Annotated in this window: 19 protein-coding genes and 1 tRNA gene; 12 read left to right on the top strand and 8 right to left on the bottom strand. The window is 61.4% G+C overall.

Annotation, left to right across the window (positions count from 1 at the left end; all coding sequences use genetic code 11):
- Nucleotides 1-9 precede the first annotated feature (9 nt).
- Nucleotides 10-567, bottom strand: a complete 558-nt coding sequence (locus tag VFW72_RS13410; RefSeq protein ID WP_329674807.1) for a methylated-DNA--[protein]-cysteine S-methyltransferase — start codon at nucleotides 565-567, stop codon at nucleotides 10-12.
- Between the two features lie 178 nt (nucleotides 568-745).
- Here VFW72_RS13410 and VFW72_RS13405 point away from each other — a divergent pair, with 178 nt between their 5' ends.
- The 6 genes from VFW72_RS13405 to VFW72_RS13380 all read left to right on the top strand — a co-directional run bounded on the left by VFW72_RS13405 (nucleotide 746) and on the right by VFW72_RS13380 (nucleotide 6,610).
- Nucleotides 746-2,134 carry a phosphomannomutase/phosphoglucomutase gene (locus VFW72_RS13405; protein WP_329674806.1) on the top strand — a complete coding sequence of 463 codons (1,389 nt, stop codon included), beginning with the start codon at nucleotides 746-748 and terminating at the stop codon, nucleotides 2,132-2,134.
- Nucleotides 2,135-2,145: 11 nt separating this feature from the next.
- Nucleotides 2,146-3,486, top strand: coding sequence for a 3-deoxy-D-manno-octulosonic acid transferase (locus VFW72_RS13400; RefSeq protein WP_329674805.1), 1,341 nt, complete (start codon nucleotides 2,146-2,148; stop codon nucleotides 3,484-3,486).
- A gap of 64 nt (nucleotides 3,487-3,550) precedes the next feature.
- Nucleotides 3,551-4,072 (top strand): FxDxF family PEP-CTERM protein, encoded by a 522-nt coding sequence (locus VFW72_RS13395; protein ID WP_329674804.1) that lies wholly within the window; start codon nucleotides 3,551-3,553, stop codon nucleotides 4,070-4,072.
- 116 nt (nucleotides 4,073-4,188) lie between these two features.
- Nucleotides 4,189-5,082 carry an EpsD family peptidyl-prolyl cis-trans isomerase gene (locus VFW72_RS13390; RefSeq protein WP_329674803.1) on the top strand — a complete coding sequence of 298 codons (894 nt, stop codon included), beginning with the start codon at nucleotides 4,189-4,191 and terminating at the stop codon, nucleotides 5,080-5,082.
- Nucleotides 5,083-5,087: 5 nt separating this feature from the next.
- Nucleotides 5,088-5,942, top strand: a complete 855-nt coding sequence (xrt, locus tag VFW72_RS13385) for an exosortase (RefSeq protein ID WP_329674802.1) — start codon at nucleotides 5,088-5,090, stop codon at nucleotides 5,940-5,942.
- Nucleotides 5,939-6,610 carry an exosortase C-terminal domain/associated protein EpsI gene (locus VFW72_RS13380; protein WP_329674801.1) on the top strand — a complete coding sequence of 224 codons (672 nt, stop codon included), beginning with the start codon at nucleotides 5,939-5,941 and terminating at the stop codon, nucleotides 6,608-6,610. Before xrt ends, VFW72_RS13380 begins: the two co-directional genes overlap by 4 nt.
- Here the strand turns inward: VFW72_RS13380 and VFW72_RS13375 are convergent, their stop codons facing one another.
- The 6 genes from VFW72_RS13375 to VFW72_RS13350 form a co-directional block, all read right to left on the bottom strand.
- Nucleotides 6,611-7,699, bottom strand: coding sequence for a GNAT family N-acetyltransferase (locus VFW72_RS13375; protein WP_329674800.1), 1,089 nt, complete (start codon nucleotides 7,697-7,699; stop codon nucleotides 6,611-6,613).
- A 155-nt stretch (nucleotides 7,700-7,854) separates the two neighbouring features.
- A complete protein-coding gene (locus tag VFW72_RS13370) occupies nucleotides 7,855-8,139 on the bottom strand; it encodes a GNAT family N-acetyltransferase (RefSeq protein WP_329674799.1) in 285 nt (94 codons plus the stop codon).
- A 16-nt stretch (nucleotides 8,140-8,155) separates the two neighbouring features.
- Nucleotides 8,156-8,695, bottom strand: a complete 540-nt coding sequence (locus tag VFW72_RS13365) for a chromate transporter (RefSeq protein ID WP_329674798.1) — start codon at nucleotides 8,693-8,695, stop codon at nucleotides 8,156-8,158.
- Nucleotides 8,683-9,291 carry a chromate transporter gene (locus VFW72_RS13360; RefSeq protein ID WP_329674797.1) on the bottom strand — a complete coding sequence of 203 codons (609 nt, stop codon included), beginning with the start codon at nucleotides 9,289-9,291 and terminating at the stop codon, nucleotides 8,683-8,685. The genes VFW72_RS13365 and VFW72_RS13360 overlap by 13 nt, the downstream gene beginning before the upstream one ends.
- On the bottom strand, nucleotides 9,284-10,129 hold the full coding sequence (locus VFW72_RS13355; RefSeq protein ID WP_329674796.1) for a thioesterase family protein: 846 nt from the start codon (nucleotides 10,127-10,129) through the stop codon (nucleotides 9,284-9,286). The genes VFW72_RS13360 and VFW72_RS13355 overlap by 8 nt, the downstream gene beginning before the upstream one ends.
- A 109-nt stretch (nucleotides 10,130-10,238) precedes the next feature.
- The gene (locus VFW72_RS13350) at nucleotides 10,239-13,454 is read right to left on the bottom strand and encodes a sensor domain-containing protein (protein ID WP_329674795.1); all 3,216 of its coding nucleotides are present in this window, start codon (nucleotides 13,452-13,454) and stop codon (nucleotides 10,239-10,241) included.
- A 170-nt stretch (nucleotides 13,455-13,624) separates the two neighbouring features.
- Here VFW72_RS13350 and VFW72_RS13345 point away from each other — a divergent pair, with 170 nt between their 5' ends.
- The 6 genes from VFW72_RS13345 (at nucleotide 13,625) to VFW72_RS13320 (ending at nucleotide 20,898) form a co-directional block, all read left to right on the top strand.
- Nucleotides 13,625-14,563, top strand: a complete 939-nt coding sequence (locus VFW72_RS13345; RefSeq protein WP_329674794.1) for an alpha/beta hydrolase — start codon at nucleotides 13,625-13,627, stop codon at nucleotides 14,561-14,563.
- Between the two features lie 68 nt (nucleotides 14,564-14,631).
- Nucleotides 14,632-15,736, top strand: a protein-coding gene (prfB, locus tag VFW72_RS13340) for a peptide chain release factor 2 (protein ID WP_329674793.1) whose coding sequence is annotated in 2 segments (ribosomal slippage) — nucleotides 14,632-14,712 and nucleotides 14,714-15,736 — 1,104 coding nt in all. Because the reading frame shifts where the segments join, the coding sequence is not laid out codon by codon here.
- 36 nt (nucleotides 15,737-15,772) lie between these two features.
- Nucleotides 15,773-18,445 carry an aminopeptidase N gene (pepN, locus tag VFW72_RS13335; RefSeq protein ID WP_329674792.1) on the top strand — a complete coding sequence of 891 codons (2,673 nt, stop codon included), beginning with the start codon at nucleotides 15,773-15,775 and terminating at the stop codon, nucleotides 18,443-18,445.
- A 24-nt stretch (nucleotides 18,446-18,469) separates the two neighbouring features.
- A complete protein-coding gene (locus tag VFW72_RS13330) occupies nucleotides 18,470-19,480 on the top strand; it encodes a class 1 fructose-bisphosphatase (RefSeq protein WP_329674791.1) in 1,011 nt (336 codons plus the stop codon).
- A gap of 41 nt (nucleotides 19,481-19,521) precedes the next feature.
- Nucleotides 19,522-19,597, top strand: a tRNA-Thr gene (locus tag VFW72_RS13325).
- Nucleotides 19,598-19,686: 89 nt separating this feature from the next.
- On the top strand, nucleotides 19,687-20,898 hold the full coding sequence (locus VFW72_RS13320; protein WP_329674790.1) for an MFS transporter: 1,212 nt from the start codon (nucleotides 19,687-19,689) through the stop codon (nucleotides 20,896-20,898).
- Here VFW72_RS13320 and VFW72_RS13315 read toward each other — a convergent pair.
- Entirely contained in the window at nucleotides 20,882-21,526 is a 645-nt protein-coding gene (locus VFW72_RS13315) for a choice-of-anchor C family PEP-CTERM protein (protein WP_329674789.1), read from the bottom strand. The genes VFW72_RS13320 and VFW72_RS13315 overlap by 17 nt on opposite strands.
- Nucleotides 21,527-21,602: the final 76 nt, after the last annotated feature.

The following is a 21,602-nucleotide window of genomic DNA, read 5'->3' as shown; positions in this document are numbered from 1 at the left end:
GGGGCGTGTTCAGTGCGAATCGGCGCTAGGATTTGTTGGGGCCTTGACGCGTTGGCCACAGACATCAAGACCTTCGCGCTGTAGCAGCGCGACCTTGCGGTCCAGCCCTCCTGCATAACCGGTCAGGGTGCGCTGGCTGCCCACCACCCGATGGCAAGGCACGATCACGGAAACGGGGTTGAGGCCAACCGCAGCCCCTACAGCCCGGCTCGCCTGCGGGTTGCCCAACTGGCGGGCCAGCTCGCCATACGTGCTGAGATGACCGGGGCCAATGTGGAGCAGGGCCTGCCACACCCGTTGTTGAAACGGGGTGCCGTGTAGGTCCAGCGGCAAATCAAACTGCAGGTTCCGGCCTTCGAAGTAGGCGCGCATTTGCGTTTGGCAGGCCTGCAGCAAGGGGTCGTCGGGGTTGTTGGGAACCTGCGGCAAGTCACCGGGGTGGTCTTTCTGGCCTTCAAACCAGAAACCGGTCAAGCCTTTGGCAGACCGGGCAATCAGCGCTGGGCCCAGAGGCGTGTCAATGGTCAGCTTGGCCAGGTGGGGAGCGGTGTGAGCGGCGAGCGACATGGCAGGCAAGGGCGGGCAGCTGCCGCCACGCAGTGGAATGGGGTGGGGAAACTGTAGCAGTCTGATCCCCCACTTGACGGGGTAAGGGCTTTGTCAGGCCCGGGATTTGCAAAGTGTCACGAGCAACTCTCTAAAATCCGGGTTCTGAGAACACCATCACCATTCAAGAAGGATCACCATGCAAGTCGCTGCTTCCATTTTCAAGGCCTACGACATTCGAGGCATTGTCGGCCAGACCTTGAGTGAGGCTGTGGCCGAGCACTTGGGCCGTGCGTTTGGCACCGAAGCCCTGAAGCTGGGCGAAAAGGCCGTGGCCGTGGGCCGCGATGGCCGTGTGTCGGGCCCGTCCCTCAGTGCTGCTTTGATCAAGGGCTTGCGTTCGACCGGCGTGGATGTGATCGATCTGGGTGCCGTGACCACCCCCATGCTGTACTACGTGGCCGCCACTCGCGGCGATCAGGGCTGCCACAGTGGCATTCAGGTGACCGGTAGCCACAACCCCAAGGACTACAACGGTTTCAAGATGGTGTTGGCGGGCCGTGCCATTTATGGCGACGACATCCAGGGCCTGCGCAAGCGTATTGAGGCGGAAGACTATGCCGCTGGCCAAGGCGCGTTGACCGAACTGAACGTGCTGTCCGAGTACACCCAGCGCATCGTGAGCGATTGCAAACTGGCTCGCCCCATGAAAATCGTGGTGGACTCGGGTAACGGCATTCCCGGTGCGTCGGCGCCAGGCATTTTGCGTGCGCTGGGCTGCGATGTGACCGAGCTGTACTCGGAAGTGGACGGCGACTTCCCCAACCACCACCCCGATCCCTCCAAGCCTGAAAACCTGCAAGACCTGATCAAGGCGGTGAAAGAGCAGGGCGCCGATCTGGGCTTGGCTTTTGACGGTGACGGCGACCGCTTGGGCGTGATCACCAAGGAAGGCAACAACATCTTCCCGGATCGTCAGATCATGCTGTTTGCCCAGGACGTGCTGTCGCGCGTGCCCGGTGGCAAGATCATTTTCGACGTGAAGTGCAGCCAGCGTCTGGCCGTGGCCATCCGCGAAGCGGGCGGCGAGCCCGTGATGTACAAGACCGGCCACAGCCTGGTCAAGGCCAAGCTGAAGGAAACCGGCTCGCCGTTTGCAGGTGAAATGAGCGGCCACATTTTCTTTGCCGAGCGTTGGTATGGCTTTGACGACGCCACCTACACCGCCGCTCGTTTGTTGGAAATTCTGAGCAAGGTGGCAGACCCCAGCGCTGTGCTCAATGCGCTGCCCACCAGCTACAGCACACCTGAATTGAATGTGGCCTGCGCTGAAGGCGAACACCATGAGGTGATCGAAAAGCTGCGCCAGACGGCCAAGTTTGATGGGGCAGAGTTGACCACCATCGACGGTTTGCGTGCCGACTATCCGGATGGTTTCGGTTTGGTGCGCGCATCGAACACCACACCGGTGCTGGTGCTGCGTTTCGAAGGTCACACGCCAGAGGCGCTGGACCGCATTCAGAAGCACTTCATGTCGCAATTGCTGGCGGTCAAGCCCGACGCGCACGTGGGTGCTTCGGCGCATTGAGCTGATCCGATTTGTTGACTTTCAAGCAGTGTTTGGCGCGGCAGGCTTATAGCCTGCTGTTGCGTCTGGGTACACCTTTTTACCTGTGGCGGGTGTGGTCTCGTGGCAAGACTGAGCCGCTTTACAGGGCCCAATGGTGGGAGCGGCTGGGCTTTTATGGTCGCGCCCATCGGCGCCTGCTGGCGCAACGGCCACAGGAGTCTGGTGTCGGGGGGCCATTGATCTGGGTCCATGCGGTTTCCTTGGGTGAAACTCGTGCCGTGGCGCCGTTGGTGGATGCCCTGCGCGACCTTCGGCCGGGCATGCGTTTGCTGTTGACCCATAGCACCGCAACCGGCCGTGAGGCGGGCGCGAAGTTGCTTCGACCCGGTGATGTGCAGACATGGCTGCCCTACGACACGCCGGGCGCAGTCAGGCGTTTCCTGTCGCAACACCGACCAGCTGTGGGCGTGTTGATGGAAACCGAGGTGTGGCCGAATGTGCAGTTCGTGGCGGCCCGATGTGGTGTGCCTATGGTTCTCGCCAATGGTCGCCTCAGTGAAAAGAGCCTGAGGCAAGGTCTGCGATTGGCTGCGTTGATGCAGCCGGCCGCGCAGGCCATGCACCTGGTTCAGGCCCAGACTGATGCCGATGCGGATCGATTCAAATTGATGGGCGCGCGTCGTGTCGAGGTGTTTGGCAATGTGAAGTTCGACATGACCCCTGCTGCGGATCTGCTTCAACTGGGGGCGGCCTGGCGCCAAGCATCCGGTGGTCGTCCCATCGTTCTGATGGCCAGTTCGCGAGAAGGGGAAGAGCCGGGCTTGCTGACGGCTTGGCTGGCCAAGCGTGCTGAGGTGGGCGTTCAGGCGATGCCGAGGTTATGGTTGGTGCCACGCCATCCCCAGCGCTTCGACGAGGTCGCTCGGATGGTCGAGCAAGCGGGCTTGGTCTTGTCTCGGCGCAGCGAGTGGCCCGCTGGAGGCCCGGGGATCCGTGAGCAAGCGGCCGATGTCTGGCTGGGTGACTCCATTGGCGAGATGCCTGCTTACTATTCCGCTGCGGACGTGGCGCTGCTGGGCGGCAGTTTTCAGCCCTTGGGTGGCCAGAACCTGATTGAAGCCGCCGCCTGTGGATGCCCGATTGTGATGGGGCCTTCGACGTTCAATTTTGCCGAGGCGGCGCAGCAAAGTGAGTCCGCCGGCGCGGCTTTGCGTGTTTCCGATCTGGACGAGGCCGTTCAGGTGGCCCTGGACATTTCGAATTCAGCCAGAAAGCAAGCTTTGCAGACTGCCGCGATGGTGTTTGCCCAGTCTTTCCGAGGGGCGGCCAAGCGCTCGGCGCAGTCGATTCTGGACAGCTGTTCACATTGAGTTAGGGGGGTTACAGGGCGTAACAAAGTGGTCAGAATCTCATCAACCGTTAAATAGTGAGTTGATGATGTACTGCTCTCGCTTTCTGGCATCTTTGTTGTTGGCCTTGGTCTCTTTGGGCGCTCAAGCGAAAACCCAGGACCTGGGTTTGATCGGTGCGAACGGCAAGGAATTTGGGAACACCTTCTACACCGCGGGTGATTTCACCGACTACTACACCTTCAGCATTGCCGACGCAGGCGCGGTGTCGGGCAGCATCGTGGACACGAGCTACATCCTGTTTTTCACCAAGGACGTGGCGCTGAAGTCGCTGACACTGCTCGAAAAGAACACTTTGAAGTCTCTGGCTGTGGACAACACCGCCAATTCGTTCAGCTTTTCGGGCCTGACCTCGGGGGCCTACACCTTGGCCGTGAATGGGACCACAAGCGGCTCGCTGGCATACGTTGGGGCTTACAAAGGCAACATCAAGGCGGTTGCCGCAGCGGTGGCTGCCCCTGCTCCTGAGGTGTCCGACCTGGTGATGACCGCCATGGGTTTGGGGGGCGTCGCCTGGATGGTGCGTCGGCGCCGAGCAGCCAAGTAATTGCTGATCAGATGTTTTTTGCAAACGGACCTTCGGGTCCGTTTTGTTTGGTGGGTACATCTCGGCGAGTGAGTTGTCGATAATGTTCGATTGCTTGTGATTGACGAGGGGAGAGTATGTCGTTTGCCGATTCATCACGTCTGATTCATCGTCGACTGGCTTCGGGGTTTGCGGTGTTGTCGGTGGGGGCGCTGATGGCGCTGATGGCGTGCAGCAAATCGGGGGGCGGTGCGCCGGCTTCTCAAGTCGTGGCCAAGGTCAACGACCAGGAAATCTCCATTCACCAGGTGCAGGCAATGATCGAGGCGCAACCCAAGTTGGTTCAGCAGTTGGGGGAGCAGACGTCTGAGCGCGTTCTGGATAGTTTGATCGAACAGGAACTGGCCGCCCAGGCTGCCAAGCAAGTTGGTCTGGATCAGACCCCAGCAGTGGTCCAGACTCTGGTGCTGTCGCAACGAGAGGTCTTGGCTCGCGCCTACCAGGACCAGTTGGCGAGCAAGGCGTCCATGCCGAATGATCGAGACGTTGAGCAGTATTACCAGTCCCATCCTGAGTTGTTTGAGAAGAGGCGCCTGTACCGTTTGCAGGAGGTGGCGATCAATGCCCCGGCGGCGGAGTTGGCTCAACTCAAGGCGCAGGTTCAGGGTGCGAAGTCGGTTGAGGCCGTGAATGCTTTGCTGCAAAAGTCCGGTGTGTCTCAATCGGCTCGGCAATCGGATCAGTGGGCCGAATCGGTGCCCATGAATTTGTTGAAGCAACTGGCAGGCAAGCAATCAGGCGAATCGGTCTGGGTTGACAGGCCCGATGGTTCGGGGGCGGTGGTGGTGTCGATCGTGTCGACGGAGGCAGGTCCAGTGGGGCTGACCCAGACCCGACCGGCGATCCGGGAGGCGGTTTGGGCGTTGCGGCGAAAGCAAGCTGTTCAAGAGGGCATGCGGGTGTTGCGTGAGCAAGCGAAGATCACCCGGCAGGCTGTCGGGGCATCCAAACCTGCATCATCCGGGGCGTGATTCGCATGACCCAGACTCGGTGGCCCTGGCTGGTGGGATGGCTCAGCCTGGCAGTGCCCACCTTGTGGGATTACCTCTTCGGAGCGTGGGAAAGCTACAGCCAAGGGCATGAGTTGCTGCTTTTGGCGGTGGTGGGTTGGCTGTTCGGGCGAGGGGTGACGACCCGGCCGGTCGGGGTTGCCGCGACGCTGCCGCGTTGGGCCGTTGTCGCCTTCCTATTGGGTCTGTGCGCTTATTTGTTCGGGCGCACGCAGGAGTTCATTCGGATTGAGTTGCTGTCGCTGTGGTGGGTATCCCAGATGGTGGTGTGCTTGATCTGGGGGGCCGACGCATGGCGGCGCTCCTGGTTCGTATGGTTCTTTGCGCTGTTCGCTTTGCCCTTGCCTTTCAGCTGGGTGCTGATGTTGACTGCACCTTTGAAGGAAGCCGTGTCTTGGGTGGCGACGCAGACACTGGGGGCGCTGGGGTACCCCGTGGCTCGAACCGGTGTGGTGGTGACCGTTGGACAGTATCAATTGCTGGTGGCCGAGGCGTGCGCCGGCCTGCATTCGATGTTTGTGCTGGAGGCCATGGGCTTGCTGTATGGGCATTTGGCCCAGCATGTCTCACGGTGGCGCACCGCCGCACTGGCTTTGTTGGCGGTGCCGGTCTCGTTCGCCGCGAATGTGATTCGCGTGATGGTCCTGATGCTGGTGACCTACCATTTCGGCGATGAAGTCGGACAAGGGTTTGTGCATCACTTCGCAGGAGCGATGCTGTTTGCGATCGCCCTGGCATTGATGGCCTTGCTGGACGCGGCGCTGGGCTGGGTTTGGCCTGATCGGGCGAGCCGGCCTTCTGACGCGGGGGCTCTGCTATGAAGTGGCGGGCTTGGCTCTTCGGCATTCTGATGGTCTTCACCGCAGTGGCAAGCATCGTCTTGCGCCCCAGCGTGGACCCCGCCGTTCAGGTGCGGGCCGCAGTGCCCCTGGAGAGCCTCTTCCCCTTGGAGGTTGGCGCTTGGCGGCTGGATCCCACGGCGGTGGCGCCGATTCGGCCGGCCTTCGAGCGCGCTCGTCAGTTTCAAATGTATGACCAGGTTCTGGAGCGGACCTATGTCGATCCCCAAGGACGACGCATCATGTTGTCGGTGGCTTATGGTCGTCAACAATCGGTCGGGTTGCAGATGCATCGCCCTGAGGTTTGCTATCGCGCAGGCGGCTTTGCCATTTCCGAAGTCAAAGAGCATCAGCTTGTGGTCAACGGTCAGACGCTGCCCGTCACGCGCCTGTTGGCATCGATGCCCGGGCGTCCCGAACCCATTACTTATTGGCGCTTGCTTGGCGAGCAGGTCATCACGTCCGAGTCCGGCTTTCGCCTTGGCCCGTGGCGATGGGGTGGGGGCGTCTTGATGGATGGGCTGCTTGTTCGGGTTTCGAGCATTGATCCAGACTGGGCCGCTGCTTGGCAGGTCCAGGCTGATTTCGTGACCCAACTGGCTGCTGCGATGGGCCCGGCTCAACGTCGTCGTGTGTTGGGTTCGGGTTGACTACGAGGCTTTCGACAAGCTGGGTCGAATTCGTGTGGCCAGTCGCGCCGCGCGTCTGACACTGTCTTCCGCCTTGACGGGAAGGGTGGGGCGCCGAGCAGCCCACCAGTCGAGCTGCACGGTTTGCAGTGTCAGGGCGCGTTTGTAATGGTGGTCGCCAGCCATCAGGTCGTAAGTGTGGTGGCCAGCGGCAGCATTGAAGTCAATGGCCAGGGTGTGTGCCACCATGCCTGGGCTCAGCTTGCCCCCCATCTCGGCATAGTTCACGCCGGACTGGTAGTTGTAGATATGGCCGTTCCAGACGAAGTTGTAGAGGTAGGCTATTTCGCGATCACCGGCTTTGACGGCCAGGATCTGAATTTCGCCCCGATTGAAATTGGCGCGAATCAACTGGTCGTGAAAGTCGTTGAAAAAATCAGATTGGAAGGCGCCTTCCTGCCGCCGAGCCGCCCAGTAGGCACGATGGTAGTGTTTGAGGCGTTCCAACCAGGCCAGGGCCTGCTCCATTGATTGCGCCGCTTCAATGGTGACCGGTCCCGACTGCTGGTAGGTGTTGTAGCTTCGGCGTATGTGGTAGCGCGGCTTTTGTTTGATGAGGCGAACGTGTTCACCCGCTTCGCGAACGTCGACGAGGCAGACCTGATAGGCTGGCTGGCGCACCCGTTTGAGACGCGTTCGCAGCGCATGAAAGACGCTGCGAGCTCTCTGTTTCGGGGGCATTACCGGACGACGCAGGGCGTTGAACTGAAGTTCATCCCATTCGCTGCCCTGGTCGAGCAGGTATTGCACCATGAGGGGTTCGACCAGATGTTTGACGGTGTCGTCGATGACCAGGCCGTTGTATTCGATGGTGAGTTTGTCGAGTTCGGGGCGACCGGTTTCATTCAAGCGCCATACGCGCATGGGAATGCAGCGGGCTTTCCACATGACCGAGCCGACCACAATGCCTGCCCCGATCAGACGTCCGTTGAGGCGGGCTCTCAGGAACATGGGCGCGACATCGGTGGGCAGGCAACGAAGCCAGGAGCCGATCCAGGACCAGCTGGTGAAAAACGAGATTTCGCTGCGGCTTTCAAGCTCGCGCCACATTGACTCCAGCTCGCCCGGGGGCGGGAGGTCGATCAGGTCAATGCAGACACCACCAAACTGTTTTTTGGCGAATCGAGGCACGAGGTTGTCGCGTGAATGACGATGGACTCAGTTTGTAGCACGCACGCCTTTGCATGGCGAGGAACTATGTCGCCTTAGTCCACACGCAAGTCAGCCCACTCGGGGTGGCGGCGCAGGTAGACGGCCACGTAGCTGCAAATCGGGTCAACCTGATGGCCTTGTTCTCGTGCCCAGGTGAGGGCAGCTTTCACCAGAGCTGCGGCAATGCCTCTGCCCTCCAGGGCGTGGGGTACGCCGGTGTGGGTCATGCGCATGATGTTGCCGTCCAGTCGGTAGTCGGCTTCACATTGCAGACCTTCAACGTGGGTCTCGAAGCGCCCGATCTCCGGGCGGTGAACGATGGTCAGTGCGTCTGTCATGGTGCTGGGGAAGGAGTCAGATCAGGCCGAGTCCGCCCAAAAGCGCACCGGCAGCAACAAGCCAGATCAATCGTACCTTGGTGCGCCAGACCACGATGGCGACCAGGGCGCTCGCGAGCAGCGCGGAGGGGTGGTCCGGCCCGGGCATGAGCAACCAGCCGGTGGCCAGCAGCAGCCCCACAGTGACGGGCGTCATGCCATGCTGGAAGGCTTGCACGCTGAGCCATTCCCGACGCGTGGAGACCCAGCGTGAGGCGGCCAATGCCAGTGTGGTGGAGGGGATCATGACACCGAGCATGGCGACCAGAGCGCCGACCAGTCCGGCGCTGTACCAGCCGATGAGGGCGACGAACAGCACGTTGGGCCCAGGCGCTGCTTGGGCCAGCGCGATGGATGCCGTGAAGTCTCCATCGCTGAGCAAATGGTCGGTGATCACCAGCCGGCGATGCATGTCGGGCACCAGGGTGATGGCGCCGCCAATCGACATGAGCGACAGGGCCAGGAAGTGCCCGAAGAGGGCCCACCAGGTATCGGGCATCCAGCTCAAGGGGGACATGAATGCTCCTTGCGACGCAACACCCAGTAGGTGTAGAAGCACGTGAGCCCTCCCAGGCCCAGAAGAATCCAGATCAGGGGCCAGTGCAGCCAGGCCATCATCGCAAAAGACAGCACAGCCAGCGCCGCACAGCTTGGCCAGCCCAGGGGGTGATCTTTCAGTGGTGCCGAGAGTCTCAGCACAGTGCCGATGATCTGGCCCGCAGCGACGGTGGCGACGCCGCCCAGAGCGCCACGCAAGCTGGTGTGAATGGGCCCGCTTTGAGCGAGGTGGCCCAGGGCCCAGGCCAGTGTGAGCAGCAAGCCCATGGGGGCCACGATCATGCCGGCCAGCGCCGTCAGGGCACCACGCCAACCGAAGAATCGGTCGCCGATCATCAGCGACAGGTTGCATACATTGGGGCCGGGCAGGACTTGGGCACTGGCCAGCAGCTGCAGGAATTCAGCCTGACTCAGCCAGCCTCGGCGTTCGCACAATTCCTTTTGAGCCACCGCCAGTACGCCCCCGAATCCCTGCATGGCCAGTGAGGTGAAGGCCATGAACAATTGCCACAGCGAGGTGGGGCGGGCGGGGGCGGAGGCAGCGGTTTCAGCCATATACCGCTACGACCTGGTAGCCCAGCGCCGCCAGCTCGCCTGAGGGCGTCCACAGGTGGGTGCGTTCGTTGACATAGCCCTCGCCTACGGCCAGGGCCTCTTTGTCCATGCGCCAGATGCCATCGTGAGGCATGTCGGTGGCCACCGGGCGCAACTCCAGTGCCCACGAAACCGAGGATGCTGGGGCGGGACGGCTCAGTCGCGACAAGGCCGGGGTCGGACCCGCGTCAGCCAGCATCACCGCCATCAGCTCCGAATCAATGCCTTGCGCTTGACGTAGGCGAACGTAGGTGCGGGTCAGCCAGTCAGTAGAGCCCGAGAAAGGCAGGCCACCTTCGCCAAAGCGAAATTCGAGGTGTTGGGTGAAGTCAGGTGTCAGGCCAGGAATGAAGGGCAGCACCGTGGCTTCTTCGGCCGACTTGGCAAGGGTGGGTTGCGCGGGCATCAGGGCAGGCAGGGTGCTGTCGCGGCCGCTGCCAAATACACCCAGCAAGACCCCACCGACTTGCTCGACCCCTTGGTCATCGAGCTGGGTGATGCGGCACTGAACCTGGCGCACATTTTTGCCCTGGCGCAGCAGGGTGACGTCCGCCTGGAAGGCGCCAGCCAGAACGGGGCCGACAAAATTGGTTTGCAGGGCCCGCAAAGGCCAATCGCTGCCGCATACGTCGCGCATGGCTTGCACGGCCAGCAGGGAAAGCAAGCCACCAAAGGTGGTGCGGCCTTGGAGCCAGTCGGCCGGTACCTGGAAGTGCACCCTCTGGTCTTCCCGGCGACGCAGGGCCAGCAAGTCGGGCAGGGGAGTTGGGCGGGCGGTGGCACGGGCCGAGTCGCTCATGGGAAACCTTCCAAATCAGAAATGGAGGTCCATTATCGAACGATCGTGCTATTTTTGCTTGTGACTGTTTCGACGCTCTTTTTTGACACTTTTGGGGCGCCGGCCGGATTCAAGTTCTTGGCGCCTGGGCGAGCCGTGTGCGCAGTTGATCGGCGGGAACCGGGTGACTGATGTGATAACCCTGGATGACATCACAGCCCTTGCCGATGAGGAACGCCTCTTGTTCGGCGGTTTCCACGCCTTCGGCTACTACATCGAGGTGCAAGCCGTGGGCCATGGTGATCATGGTGTCGACCAACTGGGCATCGCTGTCATTGCCGGGCAGATCGTGCACAAAGCTGCGGTCGATCTTGAGTTGGTGAACCGGGAAGCGTTTGAGGTAGGCCAGCGAGGAGTAGCCGGTGCCAAAGTCGTCAATCGACAACGATACACCCAGGCCGTGCAGAGTGTGCAGAAACTGTTCGGCGCCGACGTTGGATTCCATCAGACCGCTTTCTGTGATTTCCAACTCGAGCCTCTCCGGTGGCAGTCCGGTTTCTTCGAGGATGTGGGTGATGCGTTCCACCACGCCACCCCGGCGGATTTCGCTGGGGGACAAATTGATCGACAGACGGCCAAAATCGAGCCCATCATCCAGCCACGCTTTGGCCTGCTGACAGGCCTCACGCAGCACCCAGTCGCTCAGCGGCACGATCATGCCGGTGTCTTCCATGACGGGGATGAACTCGTTCGGGCCGATGGCTTGCAGGGTCTCTGAGCCATCGGCGGCCCCGCCACGCAGGCGCACCAAGGCTTCGACCGCCACGATACGGCGGTCGCTGAGGCGGATCATGGGCTGGTAGTGCAGCAAGAATTCTTCGTGTTCCACAGCCTGACGCAAGCGGGTTTCCAGTTGCAGGCGCGTGGTCGCGTCGGTGGTGAACGACGAGGTGTAGAAGCTGAAACTGTTGCGCCCGCGGCGCTTTGATTCATACATGGCCGCATCGGCGTCACGGATCAATTCCATCGCCGACTCACCGTCTGTGGGGTACAGGCCAATGCCGATGCTGGCGCGCACATAGATCGACTGGCCGCCTTCCAGCTCGAACGGCTGCTCCAGCGTGTCGAGAATGCTTTGGGCCACGTGCGCGGCCTGCTGGGGGTGGCGCAGGTGCTCGAGCACCAGTACGAACTCGTCGCCGCCCAAGCGACCCAAGGTGTCTTCTTCGCGAACGCGCTGGCTCAGACGTTGCGCGACCAGTTGCAGCAACTGATCGCCCATGGCGTGGCCGAGCCCGTCGTTGACCATTTTGAAGTTGTCCAGGTCAATGAAGATGACGCCCACCAAGGTGTCGTGCCGGGCGGCCAGGCTGATCGCGTGCGCCAGTCGCTCCATGATCAGGGCGCGGTTGGGCAGGCCCGTGAGCATGTCGAAATGGGCCATGCGCGCCAGGCGCTCTTCGGTCTGCTTGAGCTGGGTGATGTCGGTGAACACCCCTACGAAATGGCTGGGCCGCCCCCGGCGATTTCGAACCGAGCTGATCGACAGCTTGGTCATGAACAGGTCGCCATTCTTGCGCTGGCACCAGGCCTCCCCCTGCCAACTCCCCCCCTCCGTCAACTCGGCGCTGATGTCGCTGAGGATGTCTTGCGCGCCGTCGGGCAAAAGGATGTCGGCCGAGTAACCCAGGATTTCGTGGTCCTGGTAGCCCGTGATGGCGGTGAACGCCGGGTTCACCGACACGATCAATTGGTCGCGGTTGAACACCACCATGCCGTCTTGGGTGCTCTCCAGCGCGGCGGCGTGCAGGCGAATGCGCTCTTCGGTTTGCTTGTGCAGCGTTTCGCGGTGCAGGTTGGTCAGCGCGAACGACAGGTCGCTGGCCAGGTCTTCCATCAGGGCGCGTTCGTCGGTGTCTTGTGCGTTGAGGTTGGTGTCCAGCAAGATGAGGTGGCCGATCAGGATGCCATCTCGCTTGAGGGGAATGGTGGCGCAGCCGGCCAGGCCACAGCTCAAGGCCGTGCTGGCCCATGCGGGGCGCTGGTCAATCAGACCGATGTCACCTGAATGGAAGATGCGCCCGTCGCGCAGCGCAATGTCGATCGGCGCATTGGCATCGCGCTGAGCCAGCAGGTCGAACGACGACGACAGGCTAGGCAAACCTGGTACGCTGGCTTCTGCGCGGCAGACCAGTCGCAGCGAGTCATTGTCGTCGTTCTCGAACATGACCACGGCGGCCTTCTTGAATCGGCCATGCGCCAGCGCGGCGCTGCAGATCTGATCCATCAGACTTTGCTCGTCGCTGGACCGCACGATGGCATGGTTGACCTGGCTGAGGAAGTCGTACAGCCGCGTCATGTGCATCAGGCGCTGTTCGGTGCGACGGCGCTGGGTGACGTCCCAGATCATCCACACCACGCGGTCGGAGTCGCCCACCGGCGCACATCGGCTGTCGATGTGGCGAATGCCCCCCATGATGCGTACCGGGTAGGCCAGTTGCTGCGTCTCTCGGGTTTCGAGCGTGTGCCGCAGCACGCGCATGAACAAGGCACCCTTTTCCTTGCTGAAGAAGTCGGTCAGCGGGCGGCCAATCAGGTCTTCCCGGTTGCGCCCCAGCAGCGCCAGATTGTTGCCGAAGATGTCGAGATAGCGGCCTTGGCCATCGAGCATGAAAGCCAGATCGGGCAGGGCTTGCGCAAAGGCCTGAAGCTGTTCTTCCCGTGCCAGCAGGGCTTTTTCCGATTGCTCGCGCAGACGGTAGGCCCGCGCCATCAGCAACAGCAACACGGCCGATAGCCCGCCGATCAGGCCCACATTGACCAGCACCAACTGGTGTTGGTCGTCGGTTGCCTGCTTCAGTTGGCCTGCCCACTCCGATGCGGCTGTCTGAACGGCCTGTTCGACCTGGTCTTGAGCCGCCTGCAGACGGGCGCTGTTGACTTGCTGGGGGTGCAGCAACCGTTGTTCCTGCAAATAGGCCAGATGCCCCAGTGCCACGCCCAGTTTGTCGAGGGACGGCCGCATTTTGGGTATCGCCGACTGTGCCCACAGGCGTTCGGCCTTGACGGCGGCCTGCATGGGTGCCAGTGCCGCATCGTTGCTGATGTCTCTGCGCCCCGCAAGCTTTTGCTCAACCAGCCAGACCCCTTGGCGAGATTCGTAGCGGGTGGTGGTGAGAAGGGTGTCGGCTTCGTGGGCGCGCTCCTGCAGTGAGGCCCACCCGTGATGTGACCAGGCCAGCAGGCCCATGCTCAAGGCTGCCAGCGCCGAGACGGCAACCGCCAGAGGCCCCAAGCGCCCCAGGGCCGGGATGTGGGCGGTCAATTTGTCTTGCACAGGAGTCATGGCGGGCGGGTCGGGGGTACTTCAGCGACGGTGTGGCGCGCAGCTTAGGTGAAAAAACGCGCAATCGGCGATGATGGGAAACGTTCGATGCGAGCACCCCCTCAGCCGAGGGTTGGGGGGAGGCTATTACTTCACGACCTAATTCGCCTGCGCGGCGAGCCCGTATTGCCATGGCCACAGATTTTGCCTCCGTTACGCCCTACCAGCCCCAATACTTGTTCGAGTCGCGCCGTGTGAGCCTGCGCGGGCTTGAGCATCACCTGTTGGTCTGGGGCAATCTGGAAGACGTCACCCCCGAGCAGCCCTTGCTGGTCATGGTGCATGGCTGGATGGATGTGGCCGCCTCATTTCAGTTCATGGTGGATGCCTTGCGCCAACAGCCGGGCTGGCAGACGCGGCCCATCGTCGCCCTGGACTGGCGCGGTTTTGGCCTGACCCAGCGCTCTGGGCGTGACAGCTACTTCTTTGCCGACTATCTGGCCGACCTCGATGCCTTGCTGGACGAACTCTCGCCCGGCGTGCCCGTTGACCTGCTGGGCCACAGCATGGGCGGTAATGTTTCCACCCTGTATGCCGGTGTGCGCAGCCCGCGCTTGCGTCGCCTGGTGAACCTGGAGGGATTTGGCCTGCCCGCGGCCGATGCCGACGAGGCACCCGATCGCTACATCAAGTGGCTCGATGAGCTGAAGTCGCCCGCTCGGTTGAAGGACTACGATGATTTGGCCGGGGTGGCTCGTCGCCTGCAAGGCAACAACCCCCTGATTCCAGCTGATCGCGCCTTGTGGCTGGCTGCCCACTGGTCGCGGCAGGAGTCCGGCCGGTTTGTGATCAATGCCGACCCGGCGCACAAGCGCCCACAGCCCTTCTTGTACCGGGTTGAGGAACTGCGCGCCTTTTTGCGGCGCATCGCCGTGCCCGTTCTGTTTGTGGAGGGCGCCCAAACGCTTTACTTCATGCTGTTTAACGGCAAGTATTCTCGTGAGGAGTTTCTGGAGCGCATGACTTTGGTGCCAGACTTCCGCCGAGAAACCATTGAGCAGGCCGGGCACATGCTGCATCATGATCAACCCGTTGAACTGGCCCAACACATCGCGGCCTTCCTGAACTGAGGCCAGCGCGAGGCCTGGCCGTGAGAAAATGCGGCCCGACATTCAGGAACCCCTAAAGAGACACGCACATGGACATCGAACAAATCAACGCCCTGGGTACCCAAATTGCCGACCTGACCCAGCGGACGGATGAGCTTCGGAGGTATCTTTGACTGGGATGAAAAGTCCCGTCGCCTAGCCGAAGTCAACGCCGAACTGGAAGACCCCAGCGTCTGGAACGATCCCAAGCGCGCGCAAGCCCTGGGCAAAGAGAAGAAGTCCCTGGAGGATGTCGTTCTGGTCATTTCTCACTTGACCAGCAACCTGGCTGACAACGCCGAGCTCTTCGAAATGTCGAAGGAAGAGAACGACGAGGCAGGCCTGCAAGCCATTTTTGACGATGTCCAAGGCCTGCGCCAATCGGTTGAGAAACTGGAATTCCGTCGCATGTTCAGCAACGAAGCCGACCCGCTGAACTGCTTCGTTGACATCCAGGCCGGCGCCGGCGGCACCGAGGCCTGCGACTGGGCTTCCATGCTGTTGCGTCAGTACGTGCGTTACTGCGAGCGCAAGGGCTTCAAGGCCGAGATGGAAGACGAAACTCCGGGCGATGTGGCCGGCATCAAGAGCGCCACCATCAAGGTGGAAGGCGAATACGCCTTCGGTTTTCTGCGTACCGAAACAGGGGTGCACCGCCTGGTTCGCAAATCGCCGTTCGACTCCTCGGGTGGTCGCCACACCTCGTTCGCCTCGGTGTTTGTGTATCCCGAAATCGATGACTCGATTGAAATCGAGATCAATCCCGCTGATGTGCGTACCGACACCTTCCGCGCTTCGGGCGCGGGTGGCCAGCACATCAACAAGACCGATTCTGCTGTGCGCTTGACCCACATCCCCACGGGCATCGTGGTGCAGTGCCAGGACGGTCGTTCGCAGCACAGCAACCGCGACGTGGCCTGGCGTCGTCTGCGTTCGCGTTTGTATGACCACGAAATGCGCAAGCGTCAGGAAGCACAGCAGAAGCTGGAAGACACCAAGACCGATGTGGGCTGGGGTCACCAGATCCGCTCCTACGTGCTGGACCAGAGCCGCATCAAGGACCTGCGTACCAACGTTGAAATCTCCAACACCCAGAAGGTGCTTGATGGCGACCTCGATGCATTCATCGAAGCCAGCCTCAAGCAAGGTGTCTGAGCCTCATATCTGTAAAAGACAGCCCGAAGGACTGCTATGCGTGAAGGTACTGCCACATTGATCCGCCGCGAGGAATACACCGCGCCGGCGTTCTGGATCAAAACGGTTGATCTGACGTTCGACCTGGATCCGGCCAAGACCCTGGTCATCAACAAGATGACCCTGGAGCGCAACCCCGGCCAACCGGGGGCGCCTCTGCGCCTGGACGGCGAAGACCTGAATCTGACTCGTGTGCTGGTCAACGACGAGTCGGTGTCGTTCCGAGTGGAAAACGGCCAGCTCGTGCTTGACAACCTGCCGGATCAACCCTTCACGCTGGAGATCCGCAACACCTGCGCCCCAGAGAAGAACACCCACCTGTCGGGCCTGTACACCTCGGGGGGCGGCTTCTTCACGCAGTGTGAGGCTCAGGGTTTCCGTCGCATCACCTATTTCCTGGACCGTCCGGATGTCATGGCCACCTACAAGGTGACCCTGAAGGCCGACAAGACCAAGTATCCCGTGCTGCTGTCCAACGGCAACCTGATCGAAGAGGGTGCGTTGGAAAACGGTCGCCACTTTGCGGTGTGGCATGACCCACACCCCAAGCCCTGCTACCTGTTTGCCTTGGTGGCGGCCGATCTGGTCAGCCGCGAACAGCGCATTCGCACCCGCGAAGGCAAGGACCACCTGCTGCAGATTTTCGTGCGCGCGGGCGACCTGGACAAGACCGAACACGCGATGAACTCGCTGATCGCGTCCATCATCTGGGACGAGGCCCGCTTTGGCCTGAGCCTGGACTTGGAACGCTTCATGATCGTGGCCGTGTCCGACTTCAACATGGGCGCCATGGAGAACAAGGGGTTGAACATTTTCAACACCAAGTTCGTGCTGGCCAACCCGGCTACTGCCACCGACATCGATTTCGGCAACGTGGAAAGCGTGGTGGCCCACGAGTACTTCCACAATTGGACGGGCAACCGCGTCACCTGCCGCGACTGGTTCCAGCTGTCTTTGAAGGAAGGCCTGACCGTTTTCCGCGACCAGCAATTCAGCCAGGACATGGCCGGCAGCCGCAGCGCCCGTGCCGTCAAGCGCATTGAAGACGTGCGCACCCTGCGTCAGATGCAATTCCCGGAAGACGCGGGCCCGATGGCGCACCCCGTGCGCCCTGACAGCTACCTGGCGATCGACAACTTCTACACGGCCACCGTGTATGAAAAGGGCGCCGAAGTGGTCCGCATGATGCAGACCCTGGTGGGCGAAGACGGCTTTGCCAAGGGCATGCAGCTGTACTTCTTCCGTCACGATGGCCACGCCGTGACCTGCGATGACTTTGCGCAAGCCATTGCCGACGCCAACCCCAACAGCCAACTGACCGACAAGCTGGTTCAGTTCAAGCGTTGGTATTCACAAGCCGGCACGCCCCGGGTGCAGGCCCGTGGCCAGTACGACGCGGTCAGCCACACCTACACCCTCACGCTCAGCCAGCACTGCGGCCCAACCTTGGGGCAGCCCAACAAAGAGCCGTTCGTGATCCCGGTGGCCATGGGGCTGGTGGCGGCCGATGGCCGCAACCTGAACCTGCATCTGGAAGGCGAGGCCATGCCGATGGGCCACAACACCGTCCTGGTGTTGAGCGAGAAGGAGCAAACCTTCACCTTCGTGCATGTGCCGGTCGAACCCGTGCCCTCCCTGCTGCGAGGTTTCTCGGCTCCCGTGGTGCTGGAAGCTGAACTCAGTGACGACGCCTTGTTTACCCTGCTGGCGCACGATCTGGACCCCTTCAACCGTTGGGAAGCGGGGCAGAAGCTGGCCTTGCGTCGCATCCTGGCTGCCGTGGCGGGCAACGGCCATGTGGAGCTGGACGCACAATTCGTGTCGGCTCTGCGTGATGTGCTGCGTCACCCCGAGTTGGATGCCGCTTTCAAGGAATTGGTCCTGACCCTGCCAAGCGAAGCCTATGTGGCCGAGCAGTTGCTGGTGGTCGACCCACAACGCATTCACGAAGTGCGCGAAGGCATGAAGCTGCAGTTGGCGCATGCCCTGCATGACGACTGGGTGTGGGCATTCGAGCATCATCAAGACAATGGTGGCTACTCGCCTGACCCTGTCAGCGCAGGCCGCCGAGCCCTGAGCAATCTGGCTTTGAGCATGCTCGTGCTCAACGACGCTGTGCGAGGCAACCCGATCTGGACAGGTAAGGCCTTCCAGCGCTTCAAAGATGCCAACAACATGACCGACCGGCTGGGCGCCTTGTCAGCTCTGGTTCACGCGCATGCCGATCTGGCGCAACCGGCCTTGGAGCGTTTCCACGCCATGTTCAAGCACGAGGCCCTGGTTATTGACAAGTGGTTTGCCCTGCAAGCCAGTGCATCGGAGAAGAACGGCCAGGTCTTTGCTCGCTGCAAAGCCTTGCTGCAGCACCCCGACTTCACTCTGCGCACGCCCAATCGCGCACGCAGTTTGTTGATGGCGCTGTGCCAGATGAACCCGGCCGCCTTCCACCGTGCCGATGCAGCGGGCTATGTGTTCTGGGCCGATCGCGTCATCGAAATCGACAGCATCAACCCCCAGTTGGCCGCTCGTCTGGCCCGCTCGCTGGACCACTGGCGCCGTCTGGCCGAACCCTATCGCAGTGCGGCGCGCGAAGCCATCGCCCGCGTGGCCGCCAAGCCCGAGTTGTCGGATGACGTTCGCGAGATCGTCACCCGCGCTCTGCAAGATTGACTTTTCATTGAATCGAGTTTGAACATGACCAAACGCATCAGCCTCACGCAGTACCTGATCGAACAGCAACGCGGCGAGGCCCAGATCCCTGCCCAGTTGCGCCTGCTGATTGAAGTGGTGGCGCGCGCCTGCAAACGCATTGCCATCAGCGTCAACAAGGGCGCCTTGGGCGAAGTGCTGGGCAGTGCCGGCAGCGAAAACGTGCAAGGTGAAGTCCAGAAGAAGCTGGACATCATCGCCAACGAAGTGCTGATCGAAGCCAACGAATGGGGCGGTCACCTGGCTGGCATGGCGTCGGAAGAAATGGACGACATGCACGCCGTGCCCAATCGCTATCCACAAGGTGAATACCTGTTGCTGTTTGATCCCCTCGACGGTTCTAGCAACATCGACGTCAACGTCAGCATTGGCACCATCTTCTCGGTGCTCAAGCACAAGGGTGGCGATGTCACCAACGACAGCTTCCTGCAACCGGGCACCGATCAGGTGTGCGCCGGCTATTGCGTGTACGGTCCCCAGACCACCCTGGTGTTGACTGTGGGCCGCGGCGTGGTCATGTTCACACTGGATCGCGAGCAAGGCTCGTGGGTCATGACCGAAGACAACGTGCGCATTCCCGAAGACACCAAGGAATTCGCCATCAACATGTCGAACATGCGTCACTGGGCTCCCCCTGTGAAGCGCTACATCGACGAGTGCCTGCAAGGCAAGGATGGCGTGCGCGGCAAAGACTTCAACATGCGCTGGATTGCCTCCATGGTGGCCGATGTGCATCGCATCCTGACCCGTGGCGGCATCTTCATGTACCCCTGGGACAAGCGTGAGCCCAACAAGCCAGGCAAGCTGCGCCTGATGTACGAAGCCAACCCCATGAGCTTCCTGGTTGAGCAAGCCGGTGGCGCTGCCACCAACGGCCTGCAGCGCATCATGGAACTGCAGCCTTCGCAACTGCACGAGCGCGTGTCGGTGGTGTTGGGTTCGAAGAATGAGGTCGACCGCGTCACCGCCTATCACCGCGAAGCCGCACAAGGCTGATGTACAATTTTTGACTTCCCAGCACGATCAGTGCTGGTGATGCCGGTGTAGCTCAGTCGGTAGAGCAGCTCATTCGTAATGAGAAGGTCGGGGGTTCGATTCCTCTCTCCGGCACCACACTTTCAAAGCCGTCTGTTTCAGACGGCTTTTTTGTTTTTGCGGACCTATTTTTCGGGGACCAGTTGGTACTCAATCCAGGGGCAGGCATGACGGTCGATGTGCAGGGGCAGGAAAAGAAAACGGTTGGCTTGCTGACTGCGGCCCAGTCCTTGTTTCAGACCGCGGCCATTTTGTTGGCTACCTTGTCGGGTCTGGTGGGGGCGCAGTTGGCGCCACACCGTTCGATGGCGACCTTGGCTGTGGCCGTCATGGTGCTGGCTTCGGCGGCCATGATGATCCCTGCTTCCTTGCTGATGCAGCGTTTCGGGCGACGTTTGGGTTTCCTGATTGGCACGGGCTTGGGTTCGGCTGCAGGCTTGATTGCAGCGGCAGCCGTGCATTGGCATCGGTTCGAATGGTTTGTGTTGGCGCATGCCTTGTTCGGTGCTTACCAGGGGTTTGCTCAGTACTACCGGTTTGCAGCGGCCGACGTGGCCAGCCCTGCATTCAGGCCTCGCGCCATCTCATGGGTGATGATGGGTGGGGTGGTGGCCGCGGTGGCTGGGCCGAATCTGGCTCGCTGGAGCCAAGGTTGGGGGAGTGAGCCCTTCACCGCCTCGTTCCTCGTACTCAGTGGGCTCAGCGTGGCGTCTGCGGCCGTGCTCTATCGATTGAATTTGCCGTCCATGCATGCCGACGTCGCTGCGGGCGAGGCGCGCCCGTTGGGGCAGATCATGCGGCAACCTGTGTTCCTGACAGCGCTGTGCGGCTCGGCCGTGGGCTTTGCCATGATGATCATGGTGATGACGGCCACGCCGCTGGCCATGCAGGTTTGCGGTCATCCTCTGGGTGCGGCGGCCACGGTGATTCAGTGGCACGTGCTGGGCATGTTCCTGCCTTCGTTTTTCACAGGCCACCTGATCAAACGGATCGGTGTGTTGGCCGTGATGGCGTTGGGTGTGTTGGCCCTGGCAGCCCACGTGCTGGTGAGCTTGGCGGGAACCGACCTGGCGCATTTCGTCTCCGGTCTGATCCTCGTGGGGGTTGGCTGGAATTTCCTCTTCATTGGCGGCACCACCTTGGTCACGGAGGCTTACCGGCCTGCAGAGCGAGCCAAGACCCAGGCCGCACACGACTTCCTCGTGTTTGGCCTGGCATCGCTGGCCTCGTTTTCTGCGGGGGGGCTGCTGACCCAGTGGGGCTGGAGCGCGGTCAATTTGACCGTTTTGCCGTGCCTGGCATTGGCCGTTGTGGCCATTGGGGCGCTCGCGTGGTCACGCCGCCGTCAGCAGCGCTTGCTGGCTAAAGTGATGACGTGATCTGGTTGCGCCGACGCATGCGCCAGGCCACGGCACTGCCTGCGATCAGCAACGACATCAAAGATGGCTCAGGCACGGCGGTGACACGAACGTTGTCCAGGGCAGGGCCGTAAGGACCCGTGGTCTGCGAGTCAAAGCGCAGGGTGGTGCTGGCGCCGGTCGCTGTGAAGGTAAAGCTCTGGGGCAACCATTGCATGCTTTGGCGCGTATGCCCTGTTGTGTCGAAGGTAAAGGTAGCCGCTGTGCCGGCCGCCGATACCACGAAGGATTTGACGCTGGGGGCATCATCCGGGTTGCCTGATAAGGCGAACGAAACCAGGTACTTCTGTCCAGCCAGGGTATCGAAGGTTTGGGCAATGCCATAGACATCGCTGTGCTCGCCATTGAGGTCGATGCTGAAGTCGCCATCAGCGGCCTGCCAGCGGTTGAATCTGACATAGTTGATGGAGCCAGCCAAAACATCCCATCCCGGCAGCAAGGTTTCACCGGCCAAGACCAAAGGCTCTGATGAATCAGATTCGATGCTCGGGTCGTGTAGTTCAAAGCTGCCGTTTGTGAATGGCGCAGCTTGCGCGCTGGCGGTGGCAAGACATGCCAGGCCGATTGCAGTCCATTGGGTCGGGTTCATGTGACGCTCCTGATAACGGTGAGGAATCGGACGTCTGGCGGCTGTGACGGCTGGCTGCCAAGCGATGGGATGGTCA

This window comes from Aquabacterium sp., from assembly GCF_036273115.1.
In the GTDB taxonomy this organism is placed as follows: Bacteria; Pseudomonadota; Gammaproteobacteria; order Burkholderiales; family Burkholderiaceae_C; genus Aquabacterium.
The sequence above is the reverse complement of the archived record's forward strand: the minus strand, read 5'-3'. Positions and strand labels throughout refer to the sequence as shown.

Coding starts and splice junctions, on each gene's coding strand:
- pepN (WP_329674792.1), top strand. CDS start 15,773: ATGCGTGAAGGTACTGCCACATTGATCCGCCGCGAGGAATACACCGCG.
- VFW72_RS13370 (WP_329674799.1), bottom strand. CDS start 8,139: ATGACAGACGCACTGACCATCGTTCACCGCCCGGAGATCGGGCGCTTC.
- VFW72_RS13390 (WP_329674803.1), top strand. CDS start 4,189: ATGTCGTTTGCCGATTCATCACGTCTGATTCATCGTCGACTGGCTTCG.
- VFW72_RS13345 (WP_329674794.1), top strand. CDS start 13,625: ATGGCCACAGATTTTGCCTCCGTTACGCCCTACCAGCCCCAATACTTG.
- VFW72_RS13320 (WP_329674790.1), top strand. CDS start 19,687: ATGACGGTCGATGTGCAGGGGCAGGAAAAGAAAACGGTTGGCTTGCTG.
- VFW72_RS13380 (WP_329674801.1), top strand. CDS start 5,939: ATGAAGTGGCGGGCTTGGCTCTTCGGCATTCTGATGGTCTTCACCGCA.
- VFW72_RS13315 (WP_329674789.1), bottom strand. CDS start 21,526: ATGAACCCGACCCAATGGACTGCAATCGGCCTGGCATGTCTTGCCACC.
- xrt (WP_329674802.1), top strand. CDS start 5,088: ATGACCCAGACTCGGTGGCCCTGGCTGGTGGGATGGCTCAGCCTGGCA.
- VFW72_RS13410 (WP_329674807.1), bottom strand. CDS start 567: ATGTCGCTCGCCGCTCACACCGCTCCCCACCTGGCCAAGCTGACCATT.
- VFW72_RS13405 (WP_329674806.1), top strand. CDS start 746: ATGCAAGTCGCTGCTTCCATTTTCAAGGCCTACGACATTCGAGGCATT.
- VFW72_RS13365 (WP_329674798.1), bottom strand. CDS start 8,695: ATGTCCCCCTTGAGCTGGATGCCCGATACCTGGTGGGCCCTCTTCGGG.
- VFW72_RS13375 (WP_329674800.1), bottom strand. CDS start 7,699: ATGTGGCGCGAGCTTGAAAGCCGCAGCGAAATCTCGTTTTTCACCAGC.
- VFW72_RS13350 (WP_329674795.1), bottom strand. CDS start 13,454: ATGACTCCTGTGCAAGACAAATTGACCGCCCACATCCCGGCCCTGGGG.
- VFW72_RS13330 (WP_329674791.1), top strand. CDS start 18,470: ATGACCAAACGCATCAGCCTCACGCAGTACCTGATCGAACAGCAACGC.
- VFW72_RS13360 (WP_329674797.1), bottom strand. CDS start 9,291: ATGGCTGAAACCGCTGCCTCCGCCCCCGCCCGCCCCACCTCGCTGTGG.
- VFW72_RS13355 (WP_329674796.1), bottom strand. CDS start 10,129: ATGAGCGACTCGGCCCGTGCCACCGCCCGCCCAACTCCCCTGCCCGAC.
- VFW72_RS13395 (WP_329674804.1), top strand. CDS start 3,551: ATGATGTACTGCTCTCGCTTTCTGGCATCTTTGTTGTTGGCCTTGGTC.